32 protein-coding genes and 1 riboswitch are annotated in these 25,180 nt (G+C 46.8%); of the genes, 27 read left to right on the top strand and 5 right to left on the bottom strand.

Going from position 1 to position 25,180, the window contains the following annotated elements:
- Positions 1 to 81: 81 nt before the first annotated feature.
- The 13 genes from BMW43_RS01590 (at position 82) to BMW43_RS01530 (ending at position 8,833) form a co-directional block, all read left to right on the top strand.
- Entirely contained in the window at positions 82 to 1,251 is a 1,170-nt protein-coding gene (locus tag BMW43_RS01590) for a D-alanyl-D-alanine carboxypeptidase family protein (protein ID WP_091743635.1), read from the top strand.
- A 118-nt stretch (positions 1,252 to 1,369) separates the two neighbouring features.
- A complete protein-coding gene (gene spoIIAA / locus BMW43_RS01585; protein ID WP_091743634.1) occupies positions 1,370 to 1,705 on the top strand; it encodes an anti-sigma F factor antagonist in 336 nt (111 codons plus the stop codon).
- 10 nt (positions 1,706 to 1,715) lie between these two features.
- The gene (gene spoIIAB / locus BMW43_RS01580) at positions 1,716 to 2,153 is read left to right on the top strand and encodes an anti-sigma F factor (RefSeq protein WP_091743633.1); all 438 of its coding nucleotides are present in this window, start codon (positions 1,716 to 1,718) and stop codon (positions 2,151 to 2,153) included.
- A gap of 11 nt (positions 2,154 to 2,164) precedes the next feature.
- On the top strand, positions 2,165 to 2,893 hold the full coding sequence (locus tag BMW43_RS01575; RefSeq protein WP_091743632.1) for a SigF/SigG family RNA polymerase sporulation sigma factor: 729 nt from the start codon (positions 2,165 to 2,167) through the stop codon (positions 2,891 to 2,893).
- 229 nt (positions 2,894 to 3,122) lie between these two features.
- Positions 3,123 to 3,350 carry a hypothetical protein gene (locus BMW43_RS01570; RefSeq protein ID WP_091743631.1) on the top strand — a complete coding sequence of 76 codons (228 nt, stop codon included), beginning with the start codon at positions 3,123 to 3,125 and terminating at the stop codon, positions 3,348 to 3,350.
- A gap of 27 nt (positions 3,351 to 3,377) precedes the next feature.
- Positions 3,378 to 3,575 carry a dodecin family protein gene (locus BMW43_RS01565; protein WP_091743630.1) on the top strand — a complete coding sequence of 66 codons (198 nt, stop codon included), beginning with the start codon at positions 3,378 to 3,380 and terminating at the stop codon, positions 3,573 to 3,575.
- A 292-nt stretch (positions 3,576 to 3,867) separates the two neighbouring features.
- Positions 3,868 to 4,335, top strand: a complete 468-nt coding sequence (gene spoVAC, locus BMW43_RS01560; RefSeq protein WP_091743629.1) for a stage V sporulation protein AC — start codon at positions 3,868 to 3,870, stop codon at positions 4,333 to 4,335.
- 2 nt (positions 4,336 to 4,337) lie between these two features.
- The gene (spoVAD, locus tag BMW43_RS01555; protein ID WP_091743628.1) at positions 4,338 to 5,342 is read left to right on the top strand and encodes a stage V sporulation protein AD; all 1,005 of its coding nucleotides are present in this window, start codon (positions 4,338 to 4,340) and stop codon (positions 5,340 to 5,342) included.
- A 15-nt stretch (positions 5,343 to 5,357) separates the two neighbouring features.
- Positions 5,358 to 5,711, top strand: coding sequence for a stage V sporulation protein AE (spoVAE, locus tag BMW43_RS01550; protein WP_177173427.1), 354 nt, complete (start codon positions 5,358 to 5,360; stop codon positions 5,709 to 5,711).
- Between the two features lie 3 nt (positions 5,712 to 5,714).
- Positions 5,715 to 6,104, top strand: coding sequence for a hypothetical protein (locus BMW43_RS01545; protein WP_091743627.1), 390 nt, complete (start codon positions 5,715 to 5,717; stop codon positions 6,102 to 6,104).
- A gap of 16 nt (positions 6,105 to 6,120) precedes the next feature.
- Positions 6,121 to 6,723: a hypothetical protein gene (locus tag BMW43_RS01540; protein WP_091743626.1), complete on the top strand. Its 603-nt coding sequence runs from the start codon at positions 6,121 to 6,123 to the stop codon at positions 6,721 to 6,723.
- A 15-nt stretch (positions 6,724 to 6,738) separates the two neighbouring features.
- Positions 6,739 to 7,326: a stage V sporulation protein SpoVABEA gene (spoVAEA, locus tag BMW43_RS01535; protein WP_091743625.1), complete on the top strand. Its 588-nt coding sequence runs from the start codon at positions 6,739 to 6,741 to the stop codon at positions 7,324 to 7,326.
- On the top strand, positions 7,310 to 8,833 hold the full coding sequence (locus BMW43_RS01530; protein ID WP_091743624.1) for a spore germination protein: 1,524 nt from the start codon (positions 7,310 to 7,312) through the stop codon (positions 8,831 to 8,833). Before spoVAEA ends, BMW43_RS01530 begins: the two co-directional genes overlap by 17 nt.
- Positions 8,834 to 8,875: 42 nt before the next feature.
- Here BMW43_RS01530 and BMW43_RS01525 read toward each other — a convergent pair whose 3' ends face one another.
- Positions 8,876 to 9,613, bottom strand: coding sequence for a hypothetical protein (locus BMW43_RS01525; RefSeq protein ID WP_091743623.1), 738 nt, complete (start codon positions 9,611 to 9,613; stop codon positions 8,876 to 8,878).
- Between the two features lie 221 nt (positions 9,614 to 9,834).
- On the opposite strand from BMW43_RS01525, the gene BMW43_RS01520 reads away from it, so the two are divergent.
- The 6 genes from BMW43_RS01520 (at position 9,835) to ytfJ (ending at position 14,186) form a co-directional block, all read left to right on the top strand.
- The gene (locus BMW43_RS01520) at positions 9,835 to 10,446 is read left to right on the top strand and encodes a site-2 protease family protein (RefSeq protein ID WP_091743622.1); all 612 of its coding nucleotides are present in this window, start codon (positions 9,835 to 9,837) and stop codon (positions 10,444 to 10,446) included.
- Positions 10,447 to 10,458: 12 nt separating this feature from the next.
- Complete coding sequence (gene trpS, locus BMW43_RS01515) at positions 10,459 to 11,448, top strand: tryptophan--tRNA ligase (protein WP_091743621.1); 990 nt, start codon at positions 10,459 to 10,461, stop codon at positions 11,446 to 11,448.
- A 2-nt stretch (positions 11,449 to 11,450) separates the two neighbouring features.
- The gene (locus tag BMW43_RS01510; protein WP_091743620.1) at positions 11,451 to 12,197 is read left to right on the top strand and encodes a segregation and condensation protein A; all 747 of its coding nucleotides are present in this window, start codon (positions 11,451 to 11,453) and stop codon (positions 12,195 to 12,197) included.
- On the top strand, positions 12,197 to 12,718 hold the full coding sequence (gene scpB, locus BMW43_RS01505; protein WP_091743619.1) for an SMC-Scp complex subunit ScpB: 522 nt from the start codon (positions 12,197 to 12,199) through the stop codon (positions 12,716 to 12,718). Before BMW43_RS01510 ends, scpB begins: the two co-directional genes overlap by 1 nt.
- Before the next feature lie 351 nt (positions 12,719 to 13,069).
- On the top strand, positions 13,070 to 13,798 hold the full coding sequence (locus BMW43_RS01500; RefSeq protein ID WP_143050556.1) for a DUF2953 domain-containing protein: 729 nt from the start codon (positions 13,070 to 13,072) through the stop codon (positions 13,796 to 13,798).
- Entirely contained in the window at positions 13,773 to 14,186 is a 414-nt protein-coding gene (ytfJ, locus tag BMW43_RS01495; protein WP_245732175.1) for a GerW family sporulation protein, read from the top strand. Before BMW43_RS01500 ends, ytfJ begins: the two co-directional genes overlap by 26 nt.
- Before the next feature lie 322 nt (positions 14,187 to 14,508).
- Here the strand turns inward: ytfJ and BMW43_RS01490 are convergent, their stop codons facing one another.
- Complete coding sequence (locus tag BMW43_RS01490; protein ID WP_223191542.1) at positions 14,509 to 14,670, bottom strand: ferritin family protein; 162 nt, start codon at positions 14,668 to 14,670, stop codon at positions 14,509 to 14,511.
- A gap of 417 nt (positions 14,671 to 15,087) precedes the next feature.
- Here BMW43_RS01490 and BMW43_RS01485 point away from each other — a divergent pair, with 417 nt between their 5' ends.
- The 5 genes from BMW43_RS01485 (at position 15,088) to BMW43_RS01465 (ending at position 20,075) form a co-directional block, all read left to right on the top strand.
- The gene (locus tag BMW43_RS01485; protein ID WP_091743615.1) at positions 15,088 to 16,239 is read left to right on the top strand and encodes a D-alanyl-D-alanine carboxypeptidase family protein; all 1,152 of its coding nucleotides are present in this window, start codon (positions 15,088 to 15,090) and stop codon (positions 16,237 to 16,239) included.
- A gap of 305 nt (positions 16,240 to 16,544) precedes the next feature.
- On the top strand, positions 16,545 to 17,138 hold the full coding sequence (locus BMW43_RS01480; RefSeq protein WP_091743614.1) for a nucleoside recognition domain-containing protein: 594 nt from the start codon (positions 16,545 to 16,547) through the stop codon (positions 17,136 to 17,138).
- Between the two features lie 5 nt (positions 17,139 to 17,143).
- Positions 17,144 to 17,680: a spore maturation protein gene (locus BMW43_RS01475; protein ID WP_091743613.1), complete on the top strand. Its 537-nt coding sequence runs from the start codon at positions 17,144 to 17,146 to the stop codon at positions 17,678 to 17,680.
- Between the two features lie 137 nt (positions 17,681 to 17,817).
- Positions 17,818 to 19,098, top strand: a complete 1,281-nt coding sequence (locus tag BMW43_RS01470; RefSeq protein WP_091743612.1) for an FAD-dependent oxidoreductase — start codon at positions 17,818 to 17,820, stop codon at positions 19,096 to 19,098.
- Positions 19,099 to 19,109: 11 nt separating this feature from the next.
- Positions 19,110 to 20,075: a hypothetical protein gene (locus BMW43_RS01465; protein ID WP_091743611.1), complete on the top strand. Its 966-nt coding sequence runs from the start codon at positions 19,110 to 19,112 to the stop codon at positions 20,073 to 20,075.
- 116 nt (positions 20,076 to 20,191) lie between these two features.
- Here BMW43_RS01465 and BMW43_RS01460 read toward each other — a convergent pair whose 3' ends face one another.
- From BMW43_RS01460 to BMW43_RS01450, 3 genes are read right to left on the bottom strand one after another with little or no spacing between them, the layout of a single operon-like run.
- The gene (locus tag BMW43_RS01460; protein WP_091743610.1) at positions 20,192 to 21,238 is read right to left on the bottom strand and encodes a hypothetical protein; all 1,047 of its coding nucleotides are present in this window, start codon (positions 21,236 to 21,238) and stop codon (positions 20,192 to 20,194) included.
- Between the two features lie 13 nt (positions 21,239 to 21,251).
- The gene (locus tag BMW43_RS01455) at positions 21,252 to 21,698 is read right to left on the bottom strand and encodes a PilW family protein (RefSeq protein WP_177173426.1); all 447 of its coding nucleotides are present in this window, start codon (positions 21,696 to 21,698) and stop codon (positions 21,252 to 21,254) included.
- A 2-nt stretch (positions 21,699 to 21,700) separates the two neighbouring features.
- The gene (locus tag BMW43_RS01450) at positions 21,701 to 22,066 is read right to left on the bottom strand and encodes a type IV pilus modification PilV family protein (RefSeq protein ID WP_091743608.1); all 366 of its coding nucleotides are present in this window, start codon (positions 22,064 to 22,066) and stop codon (positions 21,701 to 21,703) included.
- A gap of 403 nt (positions 22,067 to 22,469) precedes the next feature.
- Positions 22,470 to 22,552: riboswitch (cyclic di-GMP riboswitch) on the top strand.
- A gap of 141 nt (positions 22,553 to 22,693) precedes the next feature.
- On the opposite strand from BMW43_RS01450, the gene BMW43_RS01445 reads away from it, so the two are divergent.
- The 3 genes from BMW43_RS01445 to BMW43_RS01435 are packed head-to-tail and all read left to right on the top strand — an operon-like array spanning position 22,694 to position 25,155.
- A complete protein-coding gene (locus tag BMW43_RS01445) occupies positions 22,694 to 23,338 on the top strand; it encodes a hypothetical protein (protein WP_091743607.1) in 645 nt (214 codons plus the stop codon).
- Positions 23,310 to 24,596, top strand: coding sequence for a secretin GspD/PilQ domain-containing protein (locus BMW43_RS01440; protein WP_091743606.1), 1,287 nt, complete (start codon positions 23,310 to 23,312; stop codon positions 24,594 to 24,596). The genes BMW43_RS01445 and BMW43_RS01440 overlap by 29 nt, the downstream gene beginning before the upstream one ends.
- A gap of 28 nt (positions 24,597 to 24,624) precedes the next feature.
- On the top strand, positions 24,625 to 25,155 hold the full coding sequence (locus BMW43_RS01435; protein WP_177173425.1) for a YqeG family HAD IIIA-type phosphatase: 531 nt from the start codon (positions 24,625 to 24,627) through the stop codon (positions 25,153 to 25,155).
- Positions 25,156 to 25,180: the final 25 nt, after the last annotated feature.

The raw sequence follows: 25,180 nt of genomic DNA, 5'->3' as shown, positions 1-25,180 counted from the left end.
ATTGCCGGGGCTTTCTAAATTTTCCTGTGTAAGGGCTTTTTATCGTGGACAACCTAAAAAAAAGTTAAAGGAGTGATAACCATGCATCGATGGCAGCGGAAAATGGTTTCGGCAATACTCACCGCGCTTTTGCTTTTATTAACTTGTCTAGCACCGGTATTTGCCGCCAATACCAAGGAAAAGTCAACTCAACTGACTACTACGGCGGAATCAGCCGTACTCATGGACGCGAATGGCACGGTGCTGTTTGAAAAAGACTCTCATAAAAGGCTGCCACCGGCCAGCGTAACCAAAATCATGACGTTGCTGCTGGCAGTGGAAGCAGTGGAACAGGGTAAGGCCAGCTTAACTGATGAAGTCAGTATCAGCGAAAATGCCTATAAGCAGGGCGGCTCTCAAATTTGGCTGGAGCCCGGAGAAAAGATGAATTTACGGGAACTCTTAATTGCAATTGCCGTGGTAAGTGCTAATGATGCGGCGATGGCGGTTATGGAGCATATTTATGGTTCAGAGCAGGCCGGTGTGGAAGCTATGAATCGGCGGGCGGCCGAACTGGGGCTGGCTGACACGCATTTTAACAGTGTTAATGGTCTGCCAGCGCCGGAGCATTACATGAGTGCTTATGATACGGCAATCATTGCCAAAGAAGCGGTTACCCATCCCTTATATCTGGAATTTTGCGGTATTAAAGAATACTGGCTGCGGGGCGGGAAAAACTGGTTGGTAAATACCAATAAATTACTATGGTGGTATAAAGGCGCTGACGGACTAAAAACAGGCTGGACCGAAGAGGCCAAATATTGTTTCGCCGGCACAGCCAAACGCGACGGTTTGCGGCTGATATCGGTTGTTTTTGCCACTCCCGAGCCGCGCTCTCATTTACGGGAAAGCATGAAGCTGCTGGACTGGGGTTTTGCTAATTTTTCGGCAGCACCGATTGTTACACAGGGAACGGTTGTTGAACAGGCAAAAGTAATGAAAGGCGTGACTAAAGAGGTTCCATTGGTAGCAGCTAAAGATTTAACGTTGCTGATGGCGAAAAACAAGAAAAACAATATCGAAAAAAAGGTTAACATAGAATCTGATATTATGGCTCCGGTTAAAGAAGGAGAAAAGTACGGCGAGTTGATTGTCACTCAAGATGGGCAGGAAATTGGCAAAGTGGATCTGGTAGCGGAACAAGCTGTGGAAAAGGCCGGTTTTATTCGGATTTTGCAGGACATGCTGACAGGTTTGTTCACTTTAGGCTAATCATAAAATTTTGAGGTTACGGTATTATTTTTTACCGGAAACCTCAAAATTTTTTTGTTATTTAAGGAGGAAATATTTTCCTTTTTAGCGAAAGGAAAATAAGGAAGGAGGAGATGGATTGAAAACTACAACCGTACTTAAACAAGGGGTGTTAATTGTTCAGATAGAAGGTGAACTGGACATGCATGGCGCCGATAAATTCCGGGAGACTATCGATACGGCACTGGATGCCTGCGGCGCCAAAAACATGATTTTAGATTTGCAGGATGTATCTTTCATTGACAGTTCCGGCCTGGGTGTTATCCTCGGACGGTACAAACGTTTAAGCGCTCTGGACGGAAGGATATTGGCCGTTCACGTTCAGCCCCAGGTGGCGCACATTCTGGAGTTGTCGGGACTTCTAAAAATTATCGAAGTTTATCCATCGCAAACGGATGCCTTGGCACAATTATAGGGAGGATGTCATGGAGATAAAAAATCAGCTAACAATGAAATTACAAAGCCTCAGTGAAAACGTGGGCATTGCCCGCATTGCTGCCGCCGCTTTCGCCGCACAGGCCGATTTGCCAATCAGTGAAATTGACGAAATAAAAGTGGCTGTCTCGGAGGCTGTTTCCAACAGCGTTATTCATGGCTATGGCAATGACCCTAAAGCGGGCATTATTGAATGCACAATGACGCTATATGAGGAGATGCTGGAATATATTGTTATCGATTACGGTAAGGGAATAGAGGATATTGCTTTAGCCAGACAGGCTTCCTATTCTTCCGATCCCGAGCGCATGGGCCTGGGGTTTGTTTTTATGGAGTCGTTTATGGACGAGCTGGAGGTCCGTTCCGAAGTGGGCCAGGGAACCACCGTTAGAATGTGTAAAAAATTTAGCCCCCGAAAAACGCATTAGGTGGGGTGGCTATGCTTGCAGACGAGGAAGTGCTCAGATTAATCGAACAGGCTCAGCAGGGAGACCGGGCGGCAAAGGACCGCATATTGGAAAACAATTTGAATTTGGTACGAAGCATTGTATATCGTTTTGTAAACAGGGGATACGAATGGGATGACTTATTTCAAATCGGCTCGATTGGTTTGATGAAGGCTATCGAGCGATTTGATGCGAAGTTTGGTGTGAAGTTTTCCACCTATGCAGTACCGATGATCATCGGCGAGATACGTCGGTTTATGCGTGATGACAATCCGATCAAGGTCAGTCGCCCGCTGAAGGAACTGGCTTATCGGGTTCATAAAAGCCAGGAGAAGCTGCAAGGATTAATGGGGCGGGAACCGACCATCCACGAAGTAGCCGAGGATTTGCAAATTGCGCCTCAGGAGATTGTGGCGGCCTTGGAGGCCGTTCAACCGACGGCTTCGCTTTATGAGTCGGCTTTCCGGGAAGATGGCGATAAGGTGCTTCTATTGGATCAAATCAAATATTGTGAGCAGGACAATTCTTTCTTCGATAACCTTGTGCTGAAAGAAGTCCTGTCCCGGCTGCCTGTCAAAGAACGGCGAGTTATCGAAATGCGGTTTTTTGAGGACCGAACCCAGGCAGAAATCGCTTCATTAATTGGTTTGTCCCAGGTGCAGGTATCACGAATTGAAAAGCAGGCGCTCCGGCTGATTAGAAATTTTTTACAGACTTCTTAACGCAGAGGTCTGTTTTTTTATTTATAACCGATTATATTAGGACATACTAGTGTAGTGACATGTTCACATTTCAACTAAAGGACGCAGGATACATTTTCATCTGCAAGGCGGAGGAGTGAGGCATAGTGGTTCCTACGCCGATTGACGACAACGACGCAGATGGAAATGTAGACAAGTAATTTAGCGAAATGTGAATGTGCCACTACACTGGGGTCATCGAGGTGAGAATATGTCGGGAAAAAAAGCGTACATCTTATTATTTATTACGGCTATTTTGCTGGTCGGCAGTGTGACTGCCTGGTTCTATTTTTTTGACGATCTTCCCAAAAAGGTTCCTGTTCGTTCACGACAGGTCCAGTGGCATGATGCCGTTGCCGAGCAGGCCTTTTCTGTGGCGCCTTTTGGTACGTATAACATCGTCTCAGGCGCGCACACTATACTTGCATATTCGCAATAAAAAAAAGAAAAACAGGAGGTATTTGTTATGGTGGTAAAAGTCATTGAGCTTGTCGGGACTTCGCGGCACAACTGGACGGATGCGGTAGATAATGCGGTTATGGAAGCCTCGAAAACACTTGAGGATATTCTTGGCGTGGAAGTAACTAATTTTACGGCCAACATTGATAACGGACATATTGAAGAATATAGAGCGGACGTGAAAATTGCTTTTCAAGTACATTAAACAGTAGACAAGCTTATCGGGCCGACATGTTCATTGCAGCAAGGGAAGCGTTGATTTAATGAGCTTGCCAGGCTGGTGAGAGATTTTTCCGGCTGGCAAGGAAGTAAAACTGCAGGAATAGCGGTCCCTATTTCAAGGTTTAGCTGACGCAGCCAGACGGAAAAAGATCCGCCAGGATGCGCAATGTGAATAGATCAGTGATTCCCAAGAGTTTCCTGGGAGCGCTTAGGGCGCTCCTTTTATCTTACGCATGATTTTGAGGTTTTCGGACAAAATAGTCAGGGGTGATGTTATGGTAGGAAAGACGGAGAAGGAGAAAATGCAGCAGCGGTATCAGGATAAATTTAATCAAGTTAAACCTAAACCGCCGATCATTAAAAATATTATCTGGGCCTTTTGTATCGGCGGGCTGATTTGTCTGCTGGGGCAATGGATTGCCAATTACTTTATGAGCAGCGGACTGGATAAGAAGGAAACTGCTGCCGCTACTTCCGTGGTCATGGTCTTTTTAGGTGTCTTTTTTACAGCTCTCGGCGTATATGACGAACTTGGCAAGCATGCCGGCGCCGGCTCGGTCGTTCCCATTACCGGTTTTGCCAATTCAGTGGCCGCACCGGCAATGGAGTTTAAACGGGAGGGCTTTGTCTTTGGAGTTGGGGCGAAAATGTTTGTCATCGCCGGTCCGGTAATTGTGTACGGGCTGGTAACGGCATTTATCATGGGAATGATCTATTGGGTTAGACATCAGGGGGTTATGTAGCGGTGAAAAAGAAAATAGGCAAACAGAGTATAGCCTTCCTCAAGCAGCCGGTTGTTACCAGTACGGCCAATATTGTAGGACCTATGGAGGGGGAAGGCTATCTTGCCGAGCATTTTGACCGAATTATGAAGGATAATTTGGATGGTAACCAATCCTGGGAGCAATGTGAATCGTCTATGATGGAATGGGCCATTAGCCAGGCCGTCAAAAAAGACAATAGACAGATGGCCGACATTGATTATGTTCTAGCCGGTGACCTGTTGAATCAATTGATGAGCACCCACTTTGCGCTGCGCGGGCTGGAACGTCCGTTCCTGGGACTTTACGGCGCCTGCTCCACTCTGGTGGAAAGCCTGCTGCTGGGAGCTGTCCTGATTGACGGGGAATTTGGTGACACGGTGGCGGTGGCTGCTTCCAGCCACCATGATGCATCGGAACGGCAATATCGTTTTCCTACGGAACTTGGTGTGCAAAGACCGCCGATTGCCCAGTGGACAGTAACCGGTGCGGGAGCGGCCGTGATCGCAGCGGCCGGTAATGGGCCGCGCATCACGGCGGCTACGGTTGGGAAGATTAATGATCTGGGGATTAAAGACCCCAACGCTATGGGGGCGGCAATGGCGCCGGCGGCCGTGGATACTCTGTGGCAGCATATTCAGGATACCAAACGGCAGCCGGCCTATTATGACATGATTTTTACCGGCGATTTGGGCAGTATCGGAAAAACCCTGGTATTGGAGCTATTTAAGGAAAAGGGACTGGATATAAAAAGTAATTATGAAGACTGTGGCTGCATGATTTACCGCGATGAGCAGGATGCTCATGCCGGAGCAAGCGGCTGTGCCAGTTCGGCGGTCGTTTTCTCGGGATATATTTACCGGCAATTACTGGAGCGGAAATGGCGGCGGGTGCTGTTGATCGGAACAGGCAGCCTGCATAGTACGACTTCTTATCAGCAAAAGGAGTCCATACCTTGTATAGCCCATGCCGTTGCACTGGAAATGTAGAGGAGAGGTGAGCTGATGCAGGATTATCTTATGGTTTTTGTTGTTGGCGGACTTATTTGCGTGATCGGTCAGTTGCTAATGGATTTGACGCCGCTGACGCCGGCCCATGTGCTGGTTTTGTTTGTGGTAGTAGGCGGGATTTTAAGCGGTCTTGGCCTATATCAGCCGCTGGTGGATATGGCTGGAGCCGGGGCCAGCATTCCGTTGACCGGTTTTGGCCACTCTCTGGTGGCAGGTACGTTGGAAGAGGTAGATAAGTTAGGCTTTTTAGGAATATTCACCGGTGCATTGAAAGCAAGCGCCGCAGGCATTACGGCAGCCGTTTTGTTTAGTTTTCTGGCCGCGTTGCTATGCAATCCCAAGGGGTAAACCATGGTTGTTGTCGATATTGTTGGCCTTTTGTTTACCGTAGTGCTGGTTGGCGTACGCTACCCTCACTATGTTCTTGCCGCGGCGATGATCCATGAAGTGGGAAGAATTGCGATGACGGTATTTTTACATCAACATATAGAATTGCTGGTAGCCGCCGGTGCCTTTGGCAAGACTACCATCAATAATCAGGAAACGATGCTGGCGGCCGCCTGTATTGCAGTCAGTGGTCCTTTGGCCAATTATATCGTGAGTGCGGTTGTTGGCGGTATCGAGTATGAACGGGGCGGTACTCTGCTAAATCCTCTGGCCCGGTTGAAACATCCTTTCGGGGTAGTCAATTTACGGCTGGCTGTAGTTTCTTTTGTGTTAAGTATGATACAGCTCCTATGAGAAAGGTGGTTTACATATGCAGACCAGGTTTTCGCGCCGTATGCTCAGGCGCAGCAAAGAGGAACCCAGAGAGGAACAACAACGGGACGTTTTTGAGGAAAAAAAAGCCGAGCCGTCAGCACCGGACCAATCTTTACCGTCCTCGGACGCTGCGATAGCCGATCTTGCCAAGAGTTTCATGCGGCTGCAGGCTAACGCCGGCCAGACGGCTGCGGACAACACGAACCAGGAAGTAATCGGTTTGCTGGAAAAGCTTAACAGGCAATTGGAGAACCTGCAGCAGAACGCTAAAACCAAGGACCGCACCGATGAACAGGGACAAGAGAAAACAGCGCCGCAAAATTCCGAGGAACTGTGCAAGCTGTTCAGTCAATATTTGCAAAGTAACGGACAGGAAAAAGAAAGCGCCATGAACAGTGAACTACTGGGCGGTCAGGGACAGAATGCCGGCACGAAGACAGCGGGCGGCGCGCAGACGGCACAGGAACTGCTGGCCAGGACACAGTATGAATTGGCCAACGAGCTGGAGGACAGTCTGAAAAAATTAAAGCAGGTGATCCAGGAAAGTGAGAAGGTTGCAGCAAGGATCAGTCATATGCTGGATGGCAAAAAAAATTGATGTTGAGGTGACTATATGCCGGAGAAAGTGAGAGTTATTTTGGTTACTGACGGAGATAAAGTAGCACAGAACGTTGTGGAGGATTTGGCAGCTTCGTTGGGACTGCGTTGTATATCGGCATCCGGCGGAAATCCGACACCGATTAGCGGCAAAGAAATTGTCAATTTGCTGAAAACAGTAAAATCTGACCCCGTTCTGGTTATGTTTGATGACCGGGGCAGGCGCGATAGGGGGCAAGGCGAGCGGGCTATGCAGTATGTAGCCGATCATCCGGACATCGAAGTGCTGGGGGCGGTCGCGGTAGCCTCCAATACCGGTGGCAGCGGCGGCATCGAGGCAGACGTCTGTGTAACGGGAACGGGCAAGATGGTGGATCACCCGGTTGATAAAAACGGTGATGTAAGAAACAGGAGCAATCATATGGTAATCAAGGGAGATACGGTAGATGTGCTAAATGAGGTAGAGGTGCCTGTCATTGTCGGTGTCGGCGATATCGGCAAAATGGATAAGGCCGATGATATTTCCCGGGGAGCGCCGATTACCCGCCGGGCTATTGAAGAGATTTTGAAACGGAGTGGCATTCCCTATGACGGACAACAATGAAGAACAGAAGATTCACAAAGAGCTTGATGACAATATTAACTATTTAAAGGAACTGCTGGGGGTCGGTGAGAGCTTTGATATTGTTTTCCGGGAATATAAGGTAGGCCGGAGACGGGCGGCATCCTTTTCGATTAACGGCATGACCAACGATGTACTTTTAACCAATATATTCCAGGACATGATGCTGTTTAATCAGGAAGATTTGACGGTCAACACGCTGCAGAAGATATTTTATTCACGGGCCACCCATTCCCAGGTTAAGCTGGTGGATGCGATGGATCCGGCATTGACTAGTCTGCTGTCGGGAGAGCTGGTATTTTTTATTGACGGCGAAACGCAGGCTATTGTATTCGATGCCAGAGCCTATCCCGTCCGGGCACCGGCAGAATCTAATATTGAAAAGGTGACCCGGGGTTCCCGGGACTCTTTTGTGGAAACCATTCCCTTTAACACAGCCTTAATCCGCCGGCGGCTGCGTGATCCCAATTTGCGTTTTGAGATAGTAAAAATCGGCAGTCGGTCACAAACCGATGTGGCCGTCTGTTATATAAAAGATATTACCAATCCGGAACTGGTGGATAAAATCAAGGAACGGCTCAATAAGATCAATGTGGATGGTATTCCGATGGCGGAAAAGGCGATTGAAGAGTTTATAGTCGGCGGCCGGCGCTGGAATCCGCTGCCGTTAGTCCGCTATACCGAGCGGCCTGACGTGGTTGCCGTACATATGCTGGAAGGGCATGTGTGCCTGGTGGTGGATACATCGCCTAACATCATGATTTTACCGACAACCCTTTGGCACCATGTGCAGCATGTGGAAGAATATCACCAGCATGTGCTGGTGGGTTCGTACCTGCGGCTGGTGCGCTTGGGGGGAGTGGGTTTATCTCTGATTCTACCGCCGCTATGGCTGTCCTTGGTATTGCAGCGTCATCTGCTGCCTGCTTCGTTAGCATTTTTAGGACCCCGCGATCCCGGTATTGTACCACTTGGTATTCAATTTATTGTGGCCGAGCTGGGGGTAGAATTGGTGCGGATGGCAACGGTGCATGTGCCGGCGGCACAATCGACGGCTCTGGGCTTCATTGGGGCTTTTATGCTGGGTGAATACGCAACCAAGGTAGGGCTGTTTGGCAATGAAACCATTTTATATACGGCCATTGCCGCCGTAGGCGCCTTTGCCACGCCCAGTGTCGAGTTTGCCCTGGCCGTACGCCTGTTCCGGGTCATTTTGCTGCTCCTGGTTCTGTTCTTTAAATTACCCGGGCTGCTATTTGGACTGGTGGCTCTGTTTGTATTACTGGTTACTACGAAATCCTTTGATGTACCCTATCTTTGGCCGGCGATTCCGTTTAATTTCAGTGCCATGAAAGGCGTGATCCTGCGATTGCCTATCCCCAGCAAGCTGCTGCGTCCGGCCGCGTTAAAACCGCAGACTCGGGTGCGTTACCGTGAAGAAAACAATAAAGATAAAGATGAAGACAAAGATGAAGATAAGGACAAATAATAAAAATCATCCCCGGCTCAGTGAATGCCAGGGATGATTTTTTTATTTACCGCGGTAAAAATCGCGGATACGGCCCATGCTATAATTAATATTGGCAACCTGCTCATCAAAGGCTCCTTTGTTTTCACCGTTGACGGCATCTTTCATTTGGGTGACCGCCGAGTGACCCTTTACGATTTCATCCAGGATACCGACGCTTTCCATACTGGTTTTAACCTGGCCCCAGGTACCTTCCAGGGCCTTGACTTTGGAAGCGGCTTTGCTCCAATCCTGGTCTTCGACGTAAAAACAAACGCTGCGGATAGCATTATCAACGGCTATGATGTCCGCCAGGGGCGAGAGTTTGTAGGATTTCCCGATGTCGCTGATGCTGCCCATGAACTTGTTCAGTGTTTCATAGGCTTGTTCCTGCGTTTCTTCGTCAATGGCCGTTGTCAGTTGACCGAGGGCGGCGTTGGCTTCTTTGACGCCTTTTTTGGCGCCAATCGCCGGTTGTACTTTCTCCCAAACGGTGGACAGATTGTTAAGTCCCTCTTTTGCCTGCTGCCAGTTTTTTTTGTTGACGCCTTCGAAAATTACGCCGGCAGTGGCCGCCAGATCATAAAGTTCGGCCGGAGGAGAGACAAAGCGCTGGTTAAACGGCGGATTTGGCAGGGAATCAAGCGGCTTTCCCGCCGGGCCGATTTCCGGCTTTGGCGCCGGCTGGAGCATACTGCAGCCGCTTAGCGCGCACAATAGAAAAACGGTTATCACCGTCATAAGTATAGTATTTTTAGTCATTCTTGCCTGGATACCTCCTGCTAGATTTTTCTTACCGGTGTGCCGGGCCATTTGTCGGTTATAGGTTCTGCAAAGTGCAAAAAAATATGCAAAGCAAGCCGAAGCGCACGGTTTACTGAATTTTTTATGTTTTTTGTATGCCAAAGCTTGCTAATATATTGGTAATATGACACAATAAATAGATGACTGGTTATAGTGAATGGTTACAAGGGGGAAACAGCGTGTTCGGTTTTGATCCTGATATGATTTTTCGTATTCCTGCATTACTTGTCGCATTGACGCTTCACGAATATGCCCATGCCCGGGCCGCGGTCTGGCTGGGTGACAATACGCCGCGCTACCATGGGCGATTAACGTTGAATCCAGTAGCACATCTTGACCCATGGGGCCTCATTATGTTGTGGCTGTTTAAATTTGGCTGGGCCAAACCGGTGCCGATCAATCCGAGTAATTTTGATAATTACCGGAAAGGGACTATCCTTGTGTCCTTTGCCGGCCCGGCGGCTAATTTATTGATTGCAGTCACCTCGCTGTTGTTGCTTTTTCTGCTGGAAAGGACTTCGTTGCAGAGTGTAATGACCGGTAAATTGCTAGTCAATATGTATTATTTAAATCTGGGTTTTGCTTTTTTCAATTTATTGCCTATACCGCCGCTGGATGGATCGAAAATTGTTTCCAGCCTGCTGCCGGCCCGGTTATCTTACAAGTTCGACAAGCTGGAGCCGTATGGTATGATTATTATGGTTGCTTTGTTGTACCTGGGCATTATAGGTCTGGTGCTAGGGCCGATCATGTCTGTATTTACCAGCATACTTTATTTATTTTTGAGCTAGGGGGAATCTATCATGGTAAAGGGCCGTATCTTTAGTGGTATGCAGCCGTCAGGTAAGTTTCATTTGGGAAACTATTTGGGAGCATTGGAAAACTGGGTTAAATTACAGAAGGACTACGAATGCTTTTTCAGCATTGTTGACTGGCATGCGCTAACTTCTTCCTATGAAGACACCAGCAAGCTGCAGCAAAATATTTTTGACATGGCTCTGGACTGGCTGAGCGCCGGTCTGGATCCGGAGCATAATGTGATTTTTGTTCAATCCCATGTCAAAGAGCATGCCGAGCTGCATTTACTTTTGTCGATGATGACGCCGCTTTCCTGGCTGGAACGGGTGCCTACCTATAAAGATAAAATACAGCAACTGGGCAACCAGGGAAAGGATATCAATACCTATGGTTTCATGGGGTATCCCGAGCTGATGACGGCCGATATTCTGCTATACAAAGCAGACACGGTACCGGTAGGGGAGGACCAATTGCCGCATTTGGAGTTGTCCCGCGAGATTGCACGCCGGTTTAACCATATGTACAAGCCAATATTCCCCGAGCCCAATCCTTTCTTAAGCAAAGCTTCGCTGCTGCCCGGCATTGACGGCCGGAAGATGAGTAAATCCTATGGCAACGAGATTCCCTTTGCGGCTAGTCCGGACGAGCTGCGGGCCAGAGTGCGCCAAATGATTACCGATCCGCAGCGGGTGAAGAAAAGCGATCCGGGCAATCCCGATGTCTGTACCGTGTATACCTTCCATAAAATCTATAGCCCTGATGAGCTGGAATCTATTGGAACCGCCTGCCGGCAGGCTACTATCGGCTGTGTTGAATGTAAGAAGCGCCTGGCGGAACGGATGGTTACCGCCCTGGCCGATATTCATACGCGACGCATTGCTCTGGAGGCGAACCCTGGCAGGGTAAAAGAAATTTTGGAATATGGCGCTGAACGGGCCAGGGCGGTGGCTGCGGCCACCATGGCCGAGGTCCGTCAAGTGATGAATCTGAGCTGACCATGTCAGAGTATAAAATAAAGCTGGAAGTGTTTGAAGGGCCGTTGGCGCTCTTGATGCACTTGATTGAAAAAAATAAGATCGATATCTATGATATACCAATTGCCGTGATTACCGAGCAATATATAAATTATCTCCGTGACTGGCAGGAGTTTAATATTGATATTGCCAGTGAATTTCTGGTTATGGCGGCCAATTTGCTGCAGATCAAATCCCGCATGCTGCTGCCACGTCAGCCGCATGCCGCCCAGCTTGAGGAGGAAGAGGAAGATCCGCGCAAGGCGTTGGTAGACCGCCTGCTGGAATACCGTAAGTTTAAGCAGGCTGCCTTGGAACTGGAACAGAAAAAGCAGGAGCGGGACCAGTATTTTTTTCGTTTGCCTCAGGAATTTTCGGTGCGCTACACCTTACCGCAGGGGCTTGATCTGGATGTTTTGATCACCGCCTTCGCGGCTGTCTGGGAAGGGACGGCAGAGGATTTTGCCGTTGTCGCGCGGGAGGAAATCAGCGTCCAGGATAAGATGCAGGATATTGTCAATTTGCTGCATAAAAACCGGGGCAGGCTGGACTTTAAGGAAACTCTGATTCGGCAGGGATCGCGAGCAGAGCTTATTGCCGCTTTCTTGGCTTTGCTGGAGCTGATTAGGCTCAAGCGGGTGACCGTTCGCCAGGAAAAAAGCTTTGCGGCCATATATATTTTTCTTAATTATGACGGACAAGTTCAAGCACAGGAGGGTGATCTGCCCTGATGTTTTATAATCACCTAAAGGGGCATATTGAGGCACTGCTGTTTGCCTGCGGCAAACCTATGCCGGCCGGTCGTTTGGCAGAAATACTTGAGGTGACGGAGCAACATATTGAGCTTTTAATTGCCCAGATGAATGAGGAAATGGCGGATAACTCCCGCGGATTGGTGATCAGTCAGGTGGCTGGCGGCTATCAACTGTGCACCAGACCGGAATTGGCTACAGTGATTGAACGTCTGGGGCAGGTGCAGGAAACCAGGCTGTCCATGGCCGCCATGGAAACGCTGGCGATCATTGCCTTTAAGCAGCCCATTACCAAGCAGGAGATTGAAAGCATTCGCGGCGTCAAGGTGGATAGTGTTGTCAATCTGCTGGTAGAGCGTCAACTTATCAAGGAGATGGGACGGAAGGAAGCCATTGGCCGTCCTATCCTGTATGGAACAACCGAAGAGTTTTTGAGTTGCTTTGGTCTGGGCAGTTTAGAGGAACTACCGGATCTGGCGCAATTCATACCGACAGAATAGCATTAGTGCTCCGCCGACTTTGAAAGTGTACTTTCAGCGTTGGTGGGGCACTAAGGCTGTTCTGTTTATTTATATCTTCCGTTACATAATCATGGCGTTTTCTGCCCAAGCTATAGTAAGGAACCACTGATTTATCCGCATTGCGCGTTCTGACCGATCTTTTTCCGTCTGGCTGTATGAGCAAAACCTTGAAATAGCCTAACTATCCTCCAGGTTTTACTTTTTTGTCAGGCGAAAAAATCTCTCGCCAGGCCCACAGGCTCATTACATCAGCGGTTCCTTAAATTGGGCTGACGGTTTTAAGGTGATCGCGGTACCGGTGACCGGCAACGAGAAAGGGCATTGTCTTATATGGAAATCGGGATAATCCTTGCCGTGGATTTTTTTATTTTGCTGTTAATACTGGCTAATATTCCTCTATATCTCCAGCTTTGCTACCGGCGCAATGCGTCGGATGACTATATTGTGGTGACCGTATATGCAGTATACCGCCTGCTGCATTATTCCATGAAAATTCCTGCTTTGCAATTAGAGAAGGAAGGAAAGGTATGGCCGACGGCAGAAGTGGCCAAAGGGCAGGAGTCTGTCGACAGTGATCCGGGGAGGGAGCAGGTATTTGTAAAGCGATTTATCGAAAGATATGTGTTGCATCCAGGGCGGTTGCGGCATGTTCTGGCGGAGATCAAGGAACACTTTATTGTTTACCGCCGGTTCATGAATGCCTTGATCGGCAAGCTGACCTGTGTACACTTAGCTTGGCGAACCCGTTACGGAATGGAGGACGCGGCGCTTGTCGGAATTTTGTATGGCGTAATCTGGAGTGGCAAGAGTTTGCTGCTAAAGCGGCTTGGACAAAGGGTGACTTTTTCCGCCAGACCTATTGTAGCTTTGATCCCTGTCCAGGGGAGAAGCCTGTGGGAAATTGAATTTGACTGTATATTCAGCTTGAAACTTGGCAATCTTATAACTGCAATTGGAATGATGGTTTATATTATGGCCAAGGAGGCGAGAGATAGTGGCAGAGCATCCGATACAAGGCTTAATGAAGACGGCTATGGCAAGTATCAAGGAAATGGTTGATGTTAACACCATTGTTGGCGATCCGGTGGAAACCCCGGACGGGACTGTTATCATACCGATTTCACGCGTAACGTTTGGCTTTGCTGCCGGCGGTGGAGACTATGAACCGGAAGAAGTCGAGAGCAATGAAGTTGTTCAATCGTTTGGCGGCGGCAGTGGGGCAGGAGTCAGTGTGAAACCGGTGGGTTTTTTGGTGTGTTCGCCCGTAAACGGTGTCCGGTTTATGCCGGTTGACGGTGATTTACTGTTGGATCGGGTCATTGATATGGTGCCTAAGGTACTTAACAAGCTGCAGGAAATGATCCAGGATAAAGAGGAGGATAAGCAATTGGATGCCTTGGCCGAAACGGCCGAGACTCAATATAAGCACCAGGAGCAGCGAGTATAACCAACGATAACAGGCCATGCAGCAGTCTGCATGGTTTTTTATTGTCAATATACTGCTTTAAGAATGCCGGTACGGCATAACTGCAGGGACACAAGCATATAAAATATACAGGGATATTGTTGATTACAATATCCCTGTATATTTTTCTGCAGGAATCATTAGAGAATCACTGATATAATGAGTCTGCCGGCCTGGTGAGAGACTTCTCACCTGCCAAGGAAGCAAACGTGCAGAAATAATTGGGCCATTTCAAAATTTTGCTGGCTAAGCCAGGCGGAAAAAGATCCGTCAGGCGGCTCAGTACGAGTAAAGCAGCCGTTCCTTAGGAAAGCTGTTCCAGCTTGTCCTTAATTTGGGTGGCGTGTAAGGCTTCGGCTTCGGCAAAATGCTTAAACATTTTGGCGATGTCGGGATCATTGATTTGACCGGCAAACGACTGATAGTCGCGGACTAACTCCTGCTTCTGAGTCAGGGTAGAGCGCAAAGCCGTCTTTATGTTTAATGTTTCCAGGGATGCTCACCTCCTCTATAGGATAAAAGTTGTTGGGATTAAAGAGTTTTTAACGAATAAGAAATTTGGCAGAATAGGCTCTTTAACCCTCTTATCTGCTTCTATTATTGCCTGGAGGTCTTACAATCATGTATGGTGGCTTTGACGATCGGGAAAAACATATATATAATATCTTGGTGACTGTTTTGTAATATATCTTGTGTCTCCTAAATACATGGATCATCTTGCCGTCTTTTTCTGTCCTGCCTCGTTGTCGTCGCCTTACATATGTGCGATATGCGCGGCTCCTCCGTCTTGTGGGACGAAAAAATCCTTGCAAGCTTATCCTCAGGCTTAAGTGACGCAAGGTACTCGCCGACTACTTACTATGCTGAGAGGGTTTTTTTAGTAATGAAAATCAAAACAACTGTACTTTGTATCTTAACATTATTGATAGCGTTATATGCTGTTCCGTCTTGTCAGGCGGCAGAAAATGCCCCGGACATAACAGCGAAGTCGGCCATCGTCATGGAAGCCTTAACCGGTAAGGTTCTGTATGCTAAGGCCGCGGAAGAACGGCGTTATCCGGCCAGTACGACTAAAATCATGACCCTGATCACGGCATTGGAGTATGGTAATCTTGATGATATGGTAACCGCCAGCGAGAATGCCGCTAATACGGAAGGATCCTCCCTGTGGCTGACGCAGGGTGAACAACTGAGCATGCGCAATATGCTGTACGGCATGATGCTGGTATCGGGCAATGACGCTACCGTATCGGTGGCGGAACATATCGCCGGATCTGTTCCGAAGTTTGCCGCGCTTATGACGGAAAAAGCCCATGCTATAGGGGCCATTCATAGCAATTTTGTCAATTCAAGCGGGTTGCCCGATGAGAATCACTATACTACGGCACACGATTTGGCGCGGATTACGGCATACGGTTACCAAAACAAAGAATTTCGCGAAATTGTCAGTACGAAGAATAAAGTGATTCCTTGGCAGGGCAAGGAGCATGACCGGGACCTATATAATGAAAACCGGATGTTGTGGCTGTATGAGGGCGCCAATGGCGTGAAAACAGGTTATACCGATGCGGCGGGACGCTGCCTGGTATCCGGGGCCAACCGTGATGGTGTTCAGTTGATTGCCGTTGTGCTGGACAGCGAACACATGTGGGACGATTCGATTGCCCTGCTGAATTATGGGTTTTCCCAGATGCATACTGTGAATGTGCTGGAAAAGGGAGATATACTAAAAACGCTGCAGGTCCGTCACGGCAAGGCGCAGACCGTGCAGGCGATTACCGCTGCGGCGCTGACGGTGCCTGTAACCGAAGAAGACCGGCAGGAAATACACACCGTGGTTGAGGCTGATCCCACGGTGGAGGCGCCTGTCGCTGCCGGGCAAAAGCTGGGCGTGGTACGGGTATTTTATAAAAATACGCCGATTGCCACGGTAGACCTGCTTGCCACCGATACGATCGAACGTAAATCCTTTTTTACGCAAATCTGGAGCTCTCTGTTGCAGGTGTTTTCTTTGATTTTCCATAACCTTGCTTAGGTCATGTCTTCGAACTATCTAAAACGTTTCCTGACGGCGATTTTTGTGCCATACTTCATTAAACTTTTTTGAAATAGGGGACCACCGCTATTCCCGCCAAAATTCGCGTGCCCTTTAGGGTATAACTCGTCTGGCGCAAAAATCGCTCGTCATGGAGCATTCCGTTAATTTGAAGACACAGACACACCCCGCGTTTCAGCTCCGGTTAGCAAGACGCTTATCTTTCAGGGTAGTCATATCCTGTACGGGATAATGAGAGTTCTATTCGCCGCTATTGCCTCATACGTTCTTAAGAGGTGATGGCGGTGATTAATTTTATCTGGATGTCTCTTATAGCCATTGGCATTATTTACGCCGGGCTGCAGGGCAATATACAGCTTGTGGTGCAAAGTGCGATGATCGGGGCAGAAACCGCTGTTGAGCTGGCGCTTAAACTGACCGGAGTTATGTGTCTGTGGCTGGGAATGATGAAAATTGCCGAACGGGCCGGGCTTGTTACACTCTTGGCGCTGCTGCTAGGGCCGCTGATCCGCTGGTTGTTTCCCGAAGTCCCCCGCCGGCATCCGGCTATGGGGGCTATTGTTATGACTTTAAGTGCCAATCTGCTGGGGCTGGGGAATGCCGTCACGCCGCTGGGGATTAAAGCGATGCAGGAGCTGCAAACCCTGAATCATGATAAGAGGACGGCTTCAGCCAGCATGTGTACTTTACTAGCTCTTTGTACAGCCGGCTTTACGTTAATTCCGGCCACGATGATCGCGCTGCGGACTGCGGCCGGTTCAGCCAACCCCACGGAGATCATTGGCCCGACGCTCCTGGCAAGTCTTTTTGCGACGGTTGCCGTTATTTTTGCTGATCGGATTTGCCGGACCTGCTTCACTTTGCGGGTACGGAGGTAACCGGGATGTTTCTTGCGGCTTGTGCACAACTTTCCCTTTGGGCTATTCCGTTGCTTTTGCTGCTGATTCCCCTGGCGGGATTGCTGCGTGGTGTCAAGGTATATGAAGCTTTTGTCGAGGGGGCCGCGGAAGGCTTTGCCACCTCGGTCAGAATTATGCCTTTCCTTGTGGCGATGCTGGTAGCCATTTATATTTTCCGGGCCTCCGGCGCTCTGGCCTTTTTGACATCCCTGCTGCAACCTCTATTGGAAATCATCGGCATCCCGGCCGATTTGGTGCCACTGGCAATCATGCGCCCTTTATCCGGCACAGGTTCGTTAGGCTTGACTGCGGAGCTGATCAACAACTTTGGACCGGACTCGTTGCTGGGCCGCATGGCTTCAACGGTTATGGGCAGTACCGATACGACCTTTTACATTTTGACTGTTTACTTTGGGGCAGTGGGTATCCAGAATCCCCGTTATGCAGTATTTGTCGGACTACTGGGCGATATAGCCGGTTTTTTTGGAGCAGTGTATCTTTGCCGTCAATTGTTTTCATAAGATTTGATTGCCGAATCTCATATATTCTGTTTCGAACGCTTGTGGCAAACTCTGCCAGGGGCGTTTTTTGCTTTACAGTGGCATTTACTTCCGGTAGGAATAGACTATATTGTGCAATGAGAAATGGAGGGGTGCCTGTGATAAAAGTGATAGTTGCCGGAGGTGGATGGGCAGGCTGTGCCGCCGCATTATCAGCAGCGAAAGCCGGTGCTCAGGTGCTGCTGATTGAACGTACCGACCTATTGCTCGGGACCGGCCTGGTTGGTGGAATATGCCGCAATAACGGGCGGTATACGGCAGCGGAAGAAGCCATTGCCATGGGCGGCGGCGATTTTTTTGTGGCCATGGATGCCAACAGCCGTCACCGGGGCATCAGTTTTCCCGGTCATAGCCATGCTTCGCTGTACGATGTAACCACAATGGAACCACTGGTGAAAAAGATACTGCAAAACTATGGCGTGGAACTTCGGATGATGAACCGGGTGGTGGACGTTCAGAAATACGGCAAGAAGATACAGGCAGTAATGCTGCATAGCGGTGAAGTGACCAAAGGCGATGCCTTTGTCGATACGACCGGAACGGCAGGTTCGATGGGCAATTGTCTGAAATACGGCAACGGCTGTGCCATGTGTGTACTCAGGTGTCCCTCGTTCGGGCCCCGGGTTAGTCTGGCGGCCAAAGCTGATGTAAAAGAGATAATGGGACAAAGAGCGGATGGTTCCTATGGCGCGATGAGCGGCTCCTGTAAATTGAATAAGGATTCCCTGAGTGAAGAAATCCGGGGCAAACTGGATACGGACGGTGTAGCGATTGTCCCGATCCCGGAAAAACTGCGCAAAAAGAATTCTCTGACGAAGAAAGCCTGTTCCCAGTATGCGTTACCGGCGTTTGCCGAAAACCTGGTTCTCCTGGATACGGGCCATGCCAAGCTGATGACATCCTATTTTCCGTTAGAAGATTTAAGGGCCATACCCGGCTTTGAAAGTGTCCGTTTTGAAGACCCTTATGCCGGCGGCATGGGAAACTCAATGCGTTATTTAGGCATTGCTCCCTGCGATGATTCGTTAAAAGTGGAGGGTGTCGATAATTTATTTTGTGCCGGAGAAAAATCCACCATTCTGGTAGGTCATACGGAAGCTGTACTTACCGGTCTTTTAGCCGGCCACAATGCCGTGAGGTATTGTCTGGATATGAGGTATCTTACTTATCCGCGCAGCTTGGCAGCCGGTGATTTTATTGCTTTTAGTCATGAACAGATGTTGTCGGAAGAGGGTAAAAAGGTCCGGTATACCTTTTCTGGCGGGGTATATTTTGCCAGGATGCAGGAACTGGAATTGTACTCGATTAACCGGGCGGAAATTTCCGAGCGTATTGCCAGCGCCGGACTGACCGATATTTTTAACGGCTGTCTGGTCTAAGGAGGCGAAATATGCGTAATATACATTTAAGGTGTATTGATCTTAACTCCAAGTATTGCCCCTGTCTGTTGGCGCAGACCAATAACTGTGTTTTTTGCAGTCAGTTAAGAGGGGAAAATACCTGTGACTGTAACTGGTGCGGTATTTGTGTGCTATACGAAAAATTCTGGCAAACCGCGGTGGAGGGGCAGGGAGAGAAGGTCCTGAGCCGTCTGGAGGAAGAGGCAGAATATACTATTGTCAAGGCTATGGCAGATCATATGTATATTCTGGAGTTTCCCGTATCGGCGCCATTGGCTGAACAATTGCAGAAGACAGGGTCCTTTGTTTTTTTACGTAAGCCTGATGATCCACAGTTTTGCCAGTTTCCGGTAGGAATTATGGATGTCACGGCCAACAAAATCAAAGTGGCCATTGAAGTGGTCGGTCCTAAATCGGGCCGGATATTCTGGAAAGGTAACCGGCGTTTAGCCGTGAAGGGGCCTTATTATAACGGAGTCTTTGGGCAGCCCTGGATTGAGAACCTTACCGGTGGCCGAGTGCTGGTGGTAGCCGGCGGCATTGGCCAGGCACCGGCATTGCCATTGATTAAAAAGCTGGTGGAAAATAAGAATCAGGTAATCGCCATTTTGGCACCGGGTAAAGTAAAAGCGCTGTTTATTGAAGAAGAACTGCGACAATTGGGTGTAACTGTTGAGCCGGTGCGTTCCATGCGGCAAAACGGCATGAAACGCCTGGATGAAACCATTCGTGGCAAAATCGATCTGGTAGTCAGTGCCGGCCCGGATGAACAGCACCAGGCCGTCATCGCCGCCATGCAGGCCGCCAATATCAATATCCCCATGGCAGCCACCAACAACGCCACCATGTGCTGCGGTGAGGGCATCTGCGGCAGTTGCGAGAAGGAAGGCAAGAACGGGGAAAAATTAAAGCTCTGCAAAGTGCAGAGCGATGTGGAGAATATCATAGGGGAATAAAATTAAAAACAGTCATTCAACTGTTGAGAGCGAATGACTGTTTTTAATTCCTCTAAGATAAATCGTTATTGTATTGTATCAATGCCAGATTAACTATCGTATTGTGTTAATAAGTACTAGTACCAAGTTCCTACTTCTACGGTTGAAGCAGATCCTGATTCCGATGAATCATCTATTAATTGATTATAATTCATGGCTTCTTTTGAATAGGTTATTGTATTATTGCCACTGGAAGTTATATTGCCCTTTGCATATACTGCCCCACCGTTTAAAATTCCACTATACGTAATTGAGCCATATGATATATACACCGCACCACCAAGATTACTGCCACTCATTGTAATGCTATTTCCAGCAACCACTAAACAATTAGAATTAAAATTCATCGTTCCAGAATAAGTAATATTACCAGACACCAGCAGGGTCGTATTATTGAAACTCTTATTACCGGCCATAGTTAAGTCCCCATTTATAATAATAGTCTGGTTGTTATAGTTTTGGCCTGTAAGATCACTACTACGAGTTATCTTTGTATTTATAGGCCTATTCGTGCTATCAAGAAAGCTTTGCGCAGTTTTTGCGGTTTTAAAAGTATTGTAGTCAGCAAACCACCATTTTTCTTTTGGATTTTGTATTATTGCAGAATCGTGATCGCCATAATTTACTGTCCCGCTGCGTGTTACAGTTCCCTTTGCTACCAGTTTTCCATGCAGAAGTAGATTACCTGATAGAATAATATTACTATCTGAATACATTGCGTAATCAGATCCAGAAGGAACAGCCGGGCCAGTCGGATCACCTCCTGAAACAGTTACCGTAACATGTGTGGTTTTGCTTGAATTTCCCTCTCTACCTGTTGAGGTAACGGTATAAGCTCCCGCAGTCGCTGGACTTGAGGGAACTGGGCTAATCTGCACATTATATTGTGCATCTCCTATGTCTTGCCAACTATTTAACCACTTCCAGTCTTGAGATGATTGGTAAAAAGTAGAAATCGCTTTCTTGGCGCCTGACTCAGCTGCGTACTGAGCAGATAGTGAATTATGCTCTGTGCTGCTGGCGAATATAGCATTATTTAATTTTGGAAATAAAACAGCCATCATCCCGAGTAGAAAAACAGTAGTAAGTATTGACAATATAGTAGCATATCCTTTTTGATTCATAATATCACCACACTTATTCTATTGTAGCAGAATTAATGGTCGTAATGGTAACCGTGTTATTACTTTTTCCGTATAAATTAAATATTGCAGTAATAGTTGCTTTGCCATTACTATTTTTAGCGGTAAAGTTTAAGCTTTCAACTTGCCCGGGAGCAATGATAAATTCATTAGCAATTAAAGCGTGTTGTATTGTATCCAATTTTATTTCACGGCTATTAGATGCGACAGTGTATTGCAAGGTTGATCCTAATGCTTTAACTTTACTAGCATACCGAAGTTCGTTGGTAATTGCTGCGGAAACCTCTCGGTTATATGTGGCCGCATCAAGTCTACTAGAAGAAGTGTTATATATTTGATTTGAGGTAAACATGATTCCAAATATCCCTGCACCGATAATTGATAGAATTGCTATTCCGACAAGTAATTCGACTATGGTTAACCCTTTTTCGTTTTTTCCCATTTTCATGGTTTTAAATAATAGTAGTTTGTTATAGTCATGTTATTCGCTCCCCAAGATACGGTTATATTAACAGATAATAAATTAGCGTTTCCTGCAACTGGTGCCGGTGTCGAGACACTAACAGTATAAGTCATATTTCCAGTTGTTATTTTATCGGGTATATTGATGGTAAAGCTGTTTGTACCATCATTCACTCGTAATGCCTCGGCTGCTTGTTGTGCTATACGTAAAGCACCGTTATAGTTTTCAACGTATGATGATGCACGTACAGAATGTTGAAAGGCGAAGCCTATAGAGAGCAATGCCACTGATAGTATTAAACACCCAATTAAAATATCAATTAACAAGGAGCCCCTTTGATTTTTCATATTTTTTCCCTCAATGTAAAATGGAGAATAGCTTAAATATTATATTAATATGTATAATAATATAATAGTCTTCCGGATTATTATACCAGATAATACAAATATTGAGCATTGTTTTTCTAAACATTTAACGATTAATTTTTTAGTTGCCTAACTTTGTTTCTTAATTTTAATGAATTATCTTTAGCAGCTATCAAAAATTTACGAAATAACTTCCCTGTTTGTGGTCAATGGCTAAGTAGTAGCCATATGATAGAATTGTTATAATTAATACAAATTGATTAAAAATAATGGTTCTTAGCCACAAAAATATTACAATTGACAAATTACAGCAAAATTAGTGGTTGACAAAAAAGGTAAAATAAATAATGATTATAAATGAAAGTTTTTTACAATATATGCGTACATTTTGTATGGAAGCGATGAATATTGGTTTGTATCTGGACGCTTGAACCAATAGGAGTGAGTAGCGTAACCCCCCATCTGAATATTTTCAGATGGGTTTCTGTTTTTTGTAGAGAAATTTATTAGATTATTCTAGAATGGAAAATCAATTTCTCTTAAAAGGCACTAGATATAGAAAATTAGATGTATTTTTATACTTTATACTAAAAGGACGGTGCGATCTTTTTGAAGATTAAACAAGATATGTCATCTTTGTCGTCGAAGCTTATCGCAATTATAGCCATAGGTGTGACGGCACTAGCTGTCTATATATATGTCGCGCCGGATCATACTGGCGAATCGGTTCCTCAACCAGTTCTTGCCGACAAAAGCGTTCAAGTGAAAAAGGCGGTTGTAGTCAAAAACGTTAATGTAACCATTCCTGCCGTTGAAAAAAAACAGGAGGCAGTTCGCAATCCCTTCGCTGTTCCACCGGAATATTTAAATAACCAGGCCAAAAGCACGGATGGTAAAGAACCACCAGAGCAGCAGCTATCGCCGGGATCAGGGCAGATGTCTTCTTTCGATGATGGACATGGGGCAGCAAAAGCGGCAACTGAAGTTCCTAAAATCAGTGTTACAGGTATTGTAAGCAGTGATGACGGGCAACAATTGGCTGTTATCAATGACGGCAAACAGTCCAGAGCCTATCGTCTAGGAGAATGGATCGGCCTTTATCGAGTTAAAGGAATCGCGTCAGATATAGTGTCGCTAACCGGCCCGGCCGGAGAGATCATTCTACCTATCACTGACAATATAAAATCGGAAAAAGGCATAGCAAAAGAAAGGACAGGTAGTGGCAATGACCCAATACATAACATGGCGCAATAAGGTAATCGCTGTAATTACGATAATTGTAATTCATATCTTTGTCGTTTCTCCATTATGCTTTGCTAATCCGGGTTCGATCAGCTTAAATTTTATTCAGGAGGATATCCGGATTGTCTTACATACGTTATCGCTGTTAAGCGGTGTTAATATGATTATTGACGAATCGGCAGCCAAAGATTCGCCGACCATTACGGTCCGAATGGAAAATGTTTCGCTGGACACGGCGATTGATTTAATTGCCCAGGCCAAAGGACTTACATATCATAAAGTGGATAACACCATCATTTTTGAACGGGCTGATGTGGCCGATTCTGCGGTAATTAAATTGCAATATGTTACGGCACCGGATATGAAAGATACTATTACGTCAGCGGCAGAAGGGTTAAAAGTAAAGGTAGAGACCGATATTCCTTCCAATTCCCTGCTGGTTACCGGTTCCTCGCTTGGGATTTCCCGAATAAAGCAAATCGTTGGTGAACTGGATAAACGGTTGCAGCAGGTAGAGCTGGAAGCCAAGGTAGTTGCTATTAGTAAATCAGCAACTAAGGATTTAGGGATTAGCTGGACTTGGGATGAGACGCCGAAGAGTGTGGAATACGATCCTCCTACCTATAGCTATGATTCTGATACAGGTAAATATGTTATGACTGATCAGGGGACAATTACTCGTCATGCAAGTTCTAGTGTAGGTGGTGGTTATCCGGGAATTATTCAGTTCGGTTCATCACCTATAAACGGGTTGCCTTATGAATTTTATTATTCAGCTAAAATCAATGCTCTTGTAAGCAAAGGGAATGCAAAGATTCTGTCTCAGCCTAAGGTTATTACTGTGAACGGTAAACAGGCCCGTATATTAATAGGAGACCGGATTCCGGTGCAGACTAATACTGTGGCCAATGGGACAACTTCTACTTCTACAACCTATATTGATACAGGGATAAAGTTAACTTATACTCCGGTAGTAGGGGCTGACGGGCAAATAACCGCCAATGTGCGGACTGAAGTTAGTACGCCGCAGCTGGTTTCTGATATCAAGCAATATCAAATTACGACAAGGGAAGCCGAAACCAATGTGCGAATGAAGGACGGAGAAACTATGGTGATTGGCGGTTTGATTGGCAGTCAGGAGTCAAAGACTATTACGAAAGTTCCTTTCTTAGGTGATTTACCCATATTGGGTTCACTGTTTAAAAGTGTAAGCAATACGGGCAGCGAATCGGAAATTGTCATATTCTTAACGGCTCATGTTCTTCAATAAAGGCTAAATTGCTTTTAGTAGGGGGTATTTGACGATTCTTTTTTATAAACTTTTTTGTCCTGATCTCTATGTAAAATCCCTCCAGGAGATTCCTTGGGCGGGTATTTCGCAAAAGAACATTAAAGGTTTACTTTTTGATTTGGACAATACGCTTCTTCCCTGGGGAGGTTGTCAAATTCCCGGTGAAATCAGCAACTGGCTGCAATGCGCAAAAGAGAAGGGGTTACAACTATGCCTGGTTTCCAACAGCTATGAAAAGCGGGTAGCTGGAATTGCCCGAAGCCTTAATATTGATTATATATCCTGGGCACGTAAACCGGCTAACTACGGTTTTGCCAAAGCTATCCGTAACATGGGTTTAGTACCGCAAGAAGTAGCCGTTATTGGTGACCAGATCTTTACAGATATTTATGGTGGGAATCGGCTAGGTTGCTATACGATCCTGGTTGTTCCTTTGAGTAGCCATGAATTGCCTATTACTAAGCTGGTACGAATGTTAGAACGCAGGTTATTGGTAAAATTGGAACAAAGAGGATTGTTGATAAAGTTAAATAAATAACAAAACAGATGACTATGTGCAAGGA

The organism is Propionispora vibrioides (assembly GCF_900110485.1).
Classification (GTDB): Bacteria; Bacillota; Negativicutes; order Propionisporales; family Propionisporaceae; genus Propionispora; species Propionispora vibrioides.
Note: the sequence above shows the minus strand (reverse complement) of the source record. Positions and strands in the feature narration are given on the sequence as shown.

What these genes read in the sequence shown, in the direction of transcription:
- BMW43_RS01450 (WP_091743608.1), bottom strand. Translation starts at nt 22,066, where the DNA reads ATGAAAAATCAAAGGGGCTCCTTGTTAATTGATATTTTAATTGGGTGT.
- BMW43_RS01510 (WP_091743620.1), top strand. Translation starts at nt 11,451, where the DNA reads ATGTCAGAGTATAAAATAAAGCTGGAAGTGTTTGAAGGGCCGTTGGCG.
- BMW43_RS01455 (WP_177173426.1), bottom strand. Translation starts at nt 21,698, where the DNA reads ATGGGAAAAAACGAAAAAGGGTTAACCATAGTCGAATTACTTGTCGGA.
- trpS (WP_091743621.1), top strand. Translation starts at nt 10,459, where the DNA reads ATGGTAAAGGGCCGTATCTTTAGTGGTATGCAGCCGTCAGGTAAGTTT.
- ytfJ (WP_245732175.1), top strand. Translation starts at nt 13,773, where the DNA reads ATGGCAAGTATCAAGGAAATGGTTGATGTTAACACCATTGTTGGCGAT.
- BMW43_RS01545 (WP_091743627.1), top strand. Translation starts at nt 5,715, where the DNA reads ATGGTTGTTGTCGATATTGTTGGCCTTTTGTTTACCGTAGTGCTGGTT.
- BMW43_RS01525 (WP_091743623.1), bottom strand. Translation starts at nt 9,613, where the DNA reads ATGACTAAAAATACTATACTTATGACGGTGATAACCGTTTTTCTATTG.
- BMW43_RS01500 (WP_143050556.1), top strand. Translation starts at nt 13,070, where the DNA reads ATGGAAATCGGGATAATCCTTGCCGTGGATTTTTTTATTTTGCTGTTA.
- BMW43_RS01485 (WP_091743615.1), top strand. Translation starts at nt 15,088, where the DNA reads ATGAAAATCAAAACAACTGTACTTTGTATCTTAACATTATTGATAGCG.
- BMW43_RS01590 (WP_091743635.1), top strand. Translation starts at nt 82, where the DNA reads ATGCATCGATGGCAGCGGAAAATGGTTTCGGCAATACTCACCGCGCTT.
- BMW43_RS01565 (WP_091743630.1), top strand. Translation starts at nt 3,378, where the DNA reads ATGGTGGTAAAAGTCATTGAGCTTGTCGGGACTTCGCGGCACAACTGG.
- spoIIAB (WP_091743633.1), top strand. Translation starts at nt 1,716, where the DNA reads ATGGAGATAAAAAATCAGCTAACAATGAAATTACAAAGCCTCAGTGAA.
- spoVAC (WP_091743629.1), top strand. Translation starts at nt 3,868, where the DNA reads ATGGTAGGAAAGACGGAGAAGGAGAAAATGCAGCAGCGGTATCAGGAT.
- BMW43_RS01575 (WP_091743632.1), top strand. Translation starts at nt 2,165, where the DNA reads ATGCTTGCAGACGAGGAAGTGCTCAGATTAATCGAACAGGCTCAGCAG.
- spoVAE (WP_177173427.1), top strand. Translation starts at nt 5,358, where the DNA reads ATGCAGGATTATCTTATGGTTTTTGTTGTTGGCGGACTTATTTGCGTG.
- BMW43_RS01570 (WP_091743631.1), top strand. Translation starts at nt 3,123, where the DNA reads ATGTCGGGAAAAAAAGCGTACATCTTATTATTTATTACGGCTATTTTG.
- BMW43_RS01475 (WP_091743613.1), top strand. Translation starts at nt 17,144, where the DNA reads ATGTTTCTTGCGGCTTGTGCACAACTTTCCCTTTGGGCTATTCCGTTG.
- BMW43_RS01530 (WP_091743624.1), top strand. Translation starts at nt 7,310, where the DNA reads ATGACGGACAACAATGAAGAACAGAAGATTCACAAAGAGCTTGATGAC.
- BMW43_RS01440 (WP_091743606.1), top strand. Translation starts at nt 23,310, where the DNA reads ATGACCCAATACATAACATGGCGCAATAAGGTAATCGCTGTAATTACG.
- scpB (WP_091743619.1), top strand. Translation starts at nt 12,197, where the DNA reads ATGTTTTATAATCACCTAAAGGGGCATATTGAGGCACTGCTGTTTGCC.
- spoVAEA (WP_091743625.1), top strand. Translation starts at nt 6,739, where the DNA reads ATGCCGGAGAAAGTGAGAGTTATTTTGGTTACTGACGGAGATAAAGTA.
- BMW43_RS01540 (WP_091743626.1), top strand. Translation starts at nt 6,121, where the DNA reads ATGCAGACCAGGTTTTCGCGCCGTATGCTCAGGCGCAGCAAAGAGGAA.
- BMW43_RS01460 (WP_091743610.1), bottom strand. Translation starts at nt 21,238, where the DNA reads ATGAATCAAAAAGGATATGCTACTATATTGTCAATACTTACTACTGTT.
- BMW43_RS01465 (WP_091743611.1), top strand. Translation starts at nt 19,110, where the DNA reads ATGCGTAATATACATTTAAGGTGTATTGATCTTAACTCCAAGTATTGC.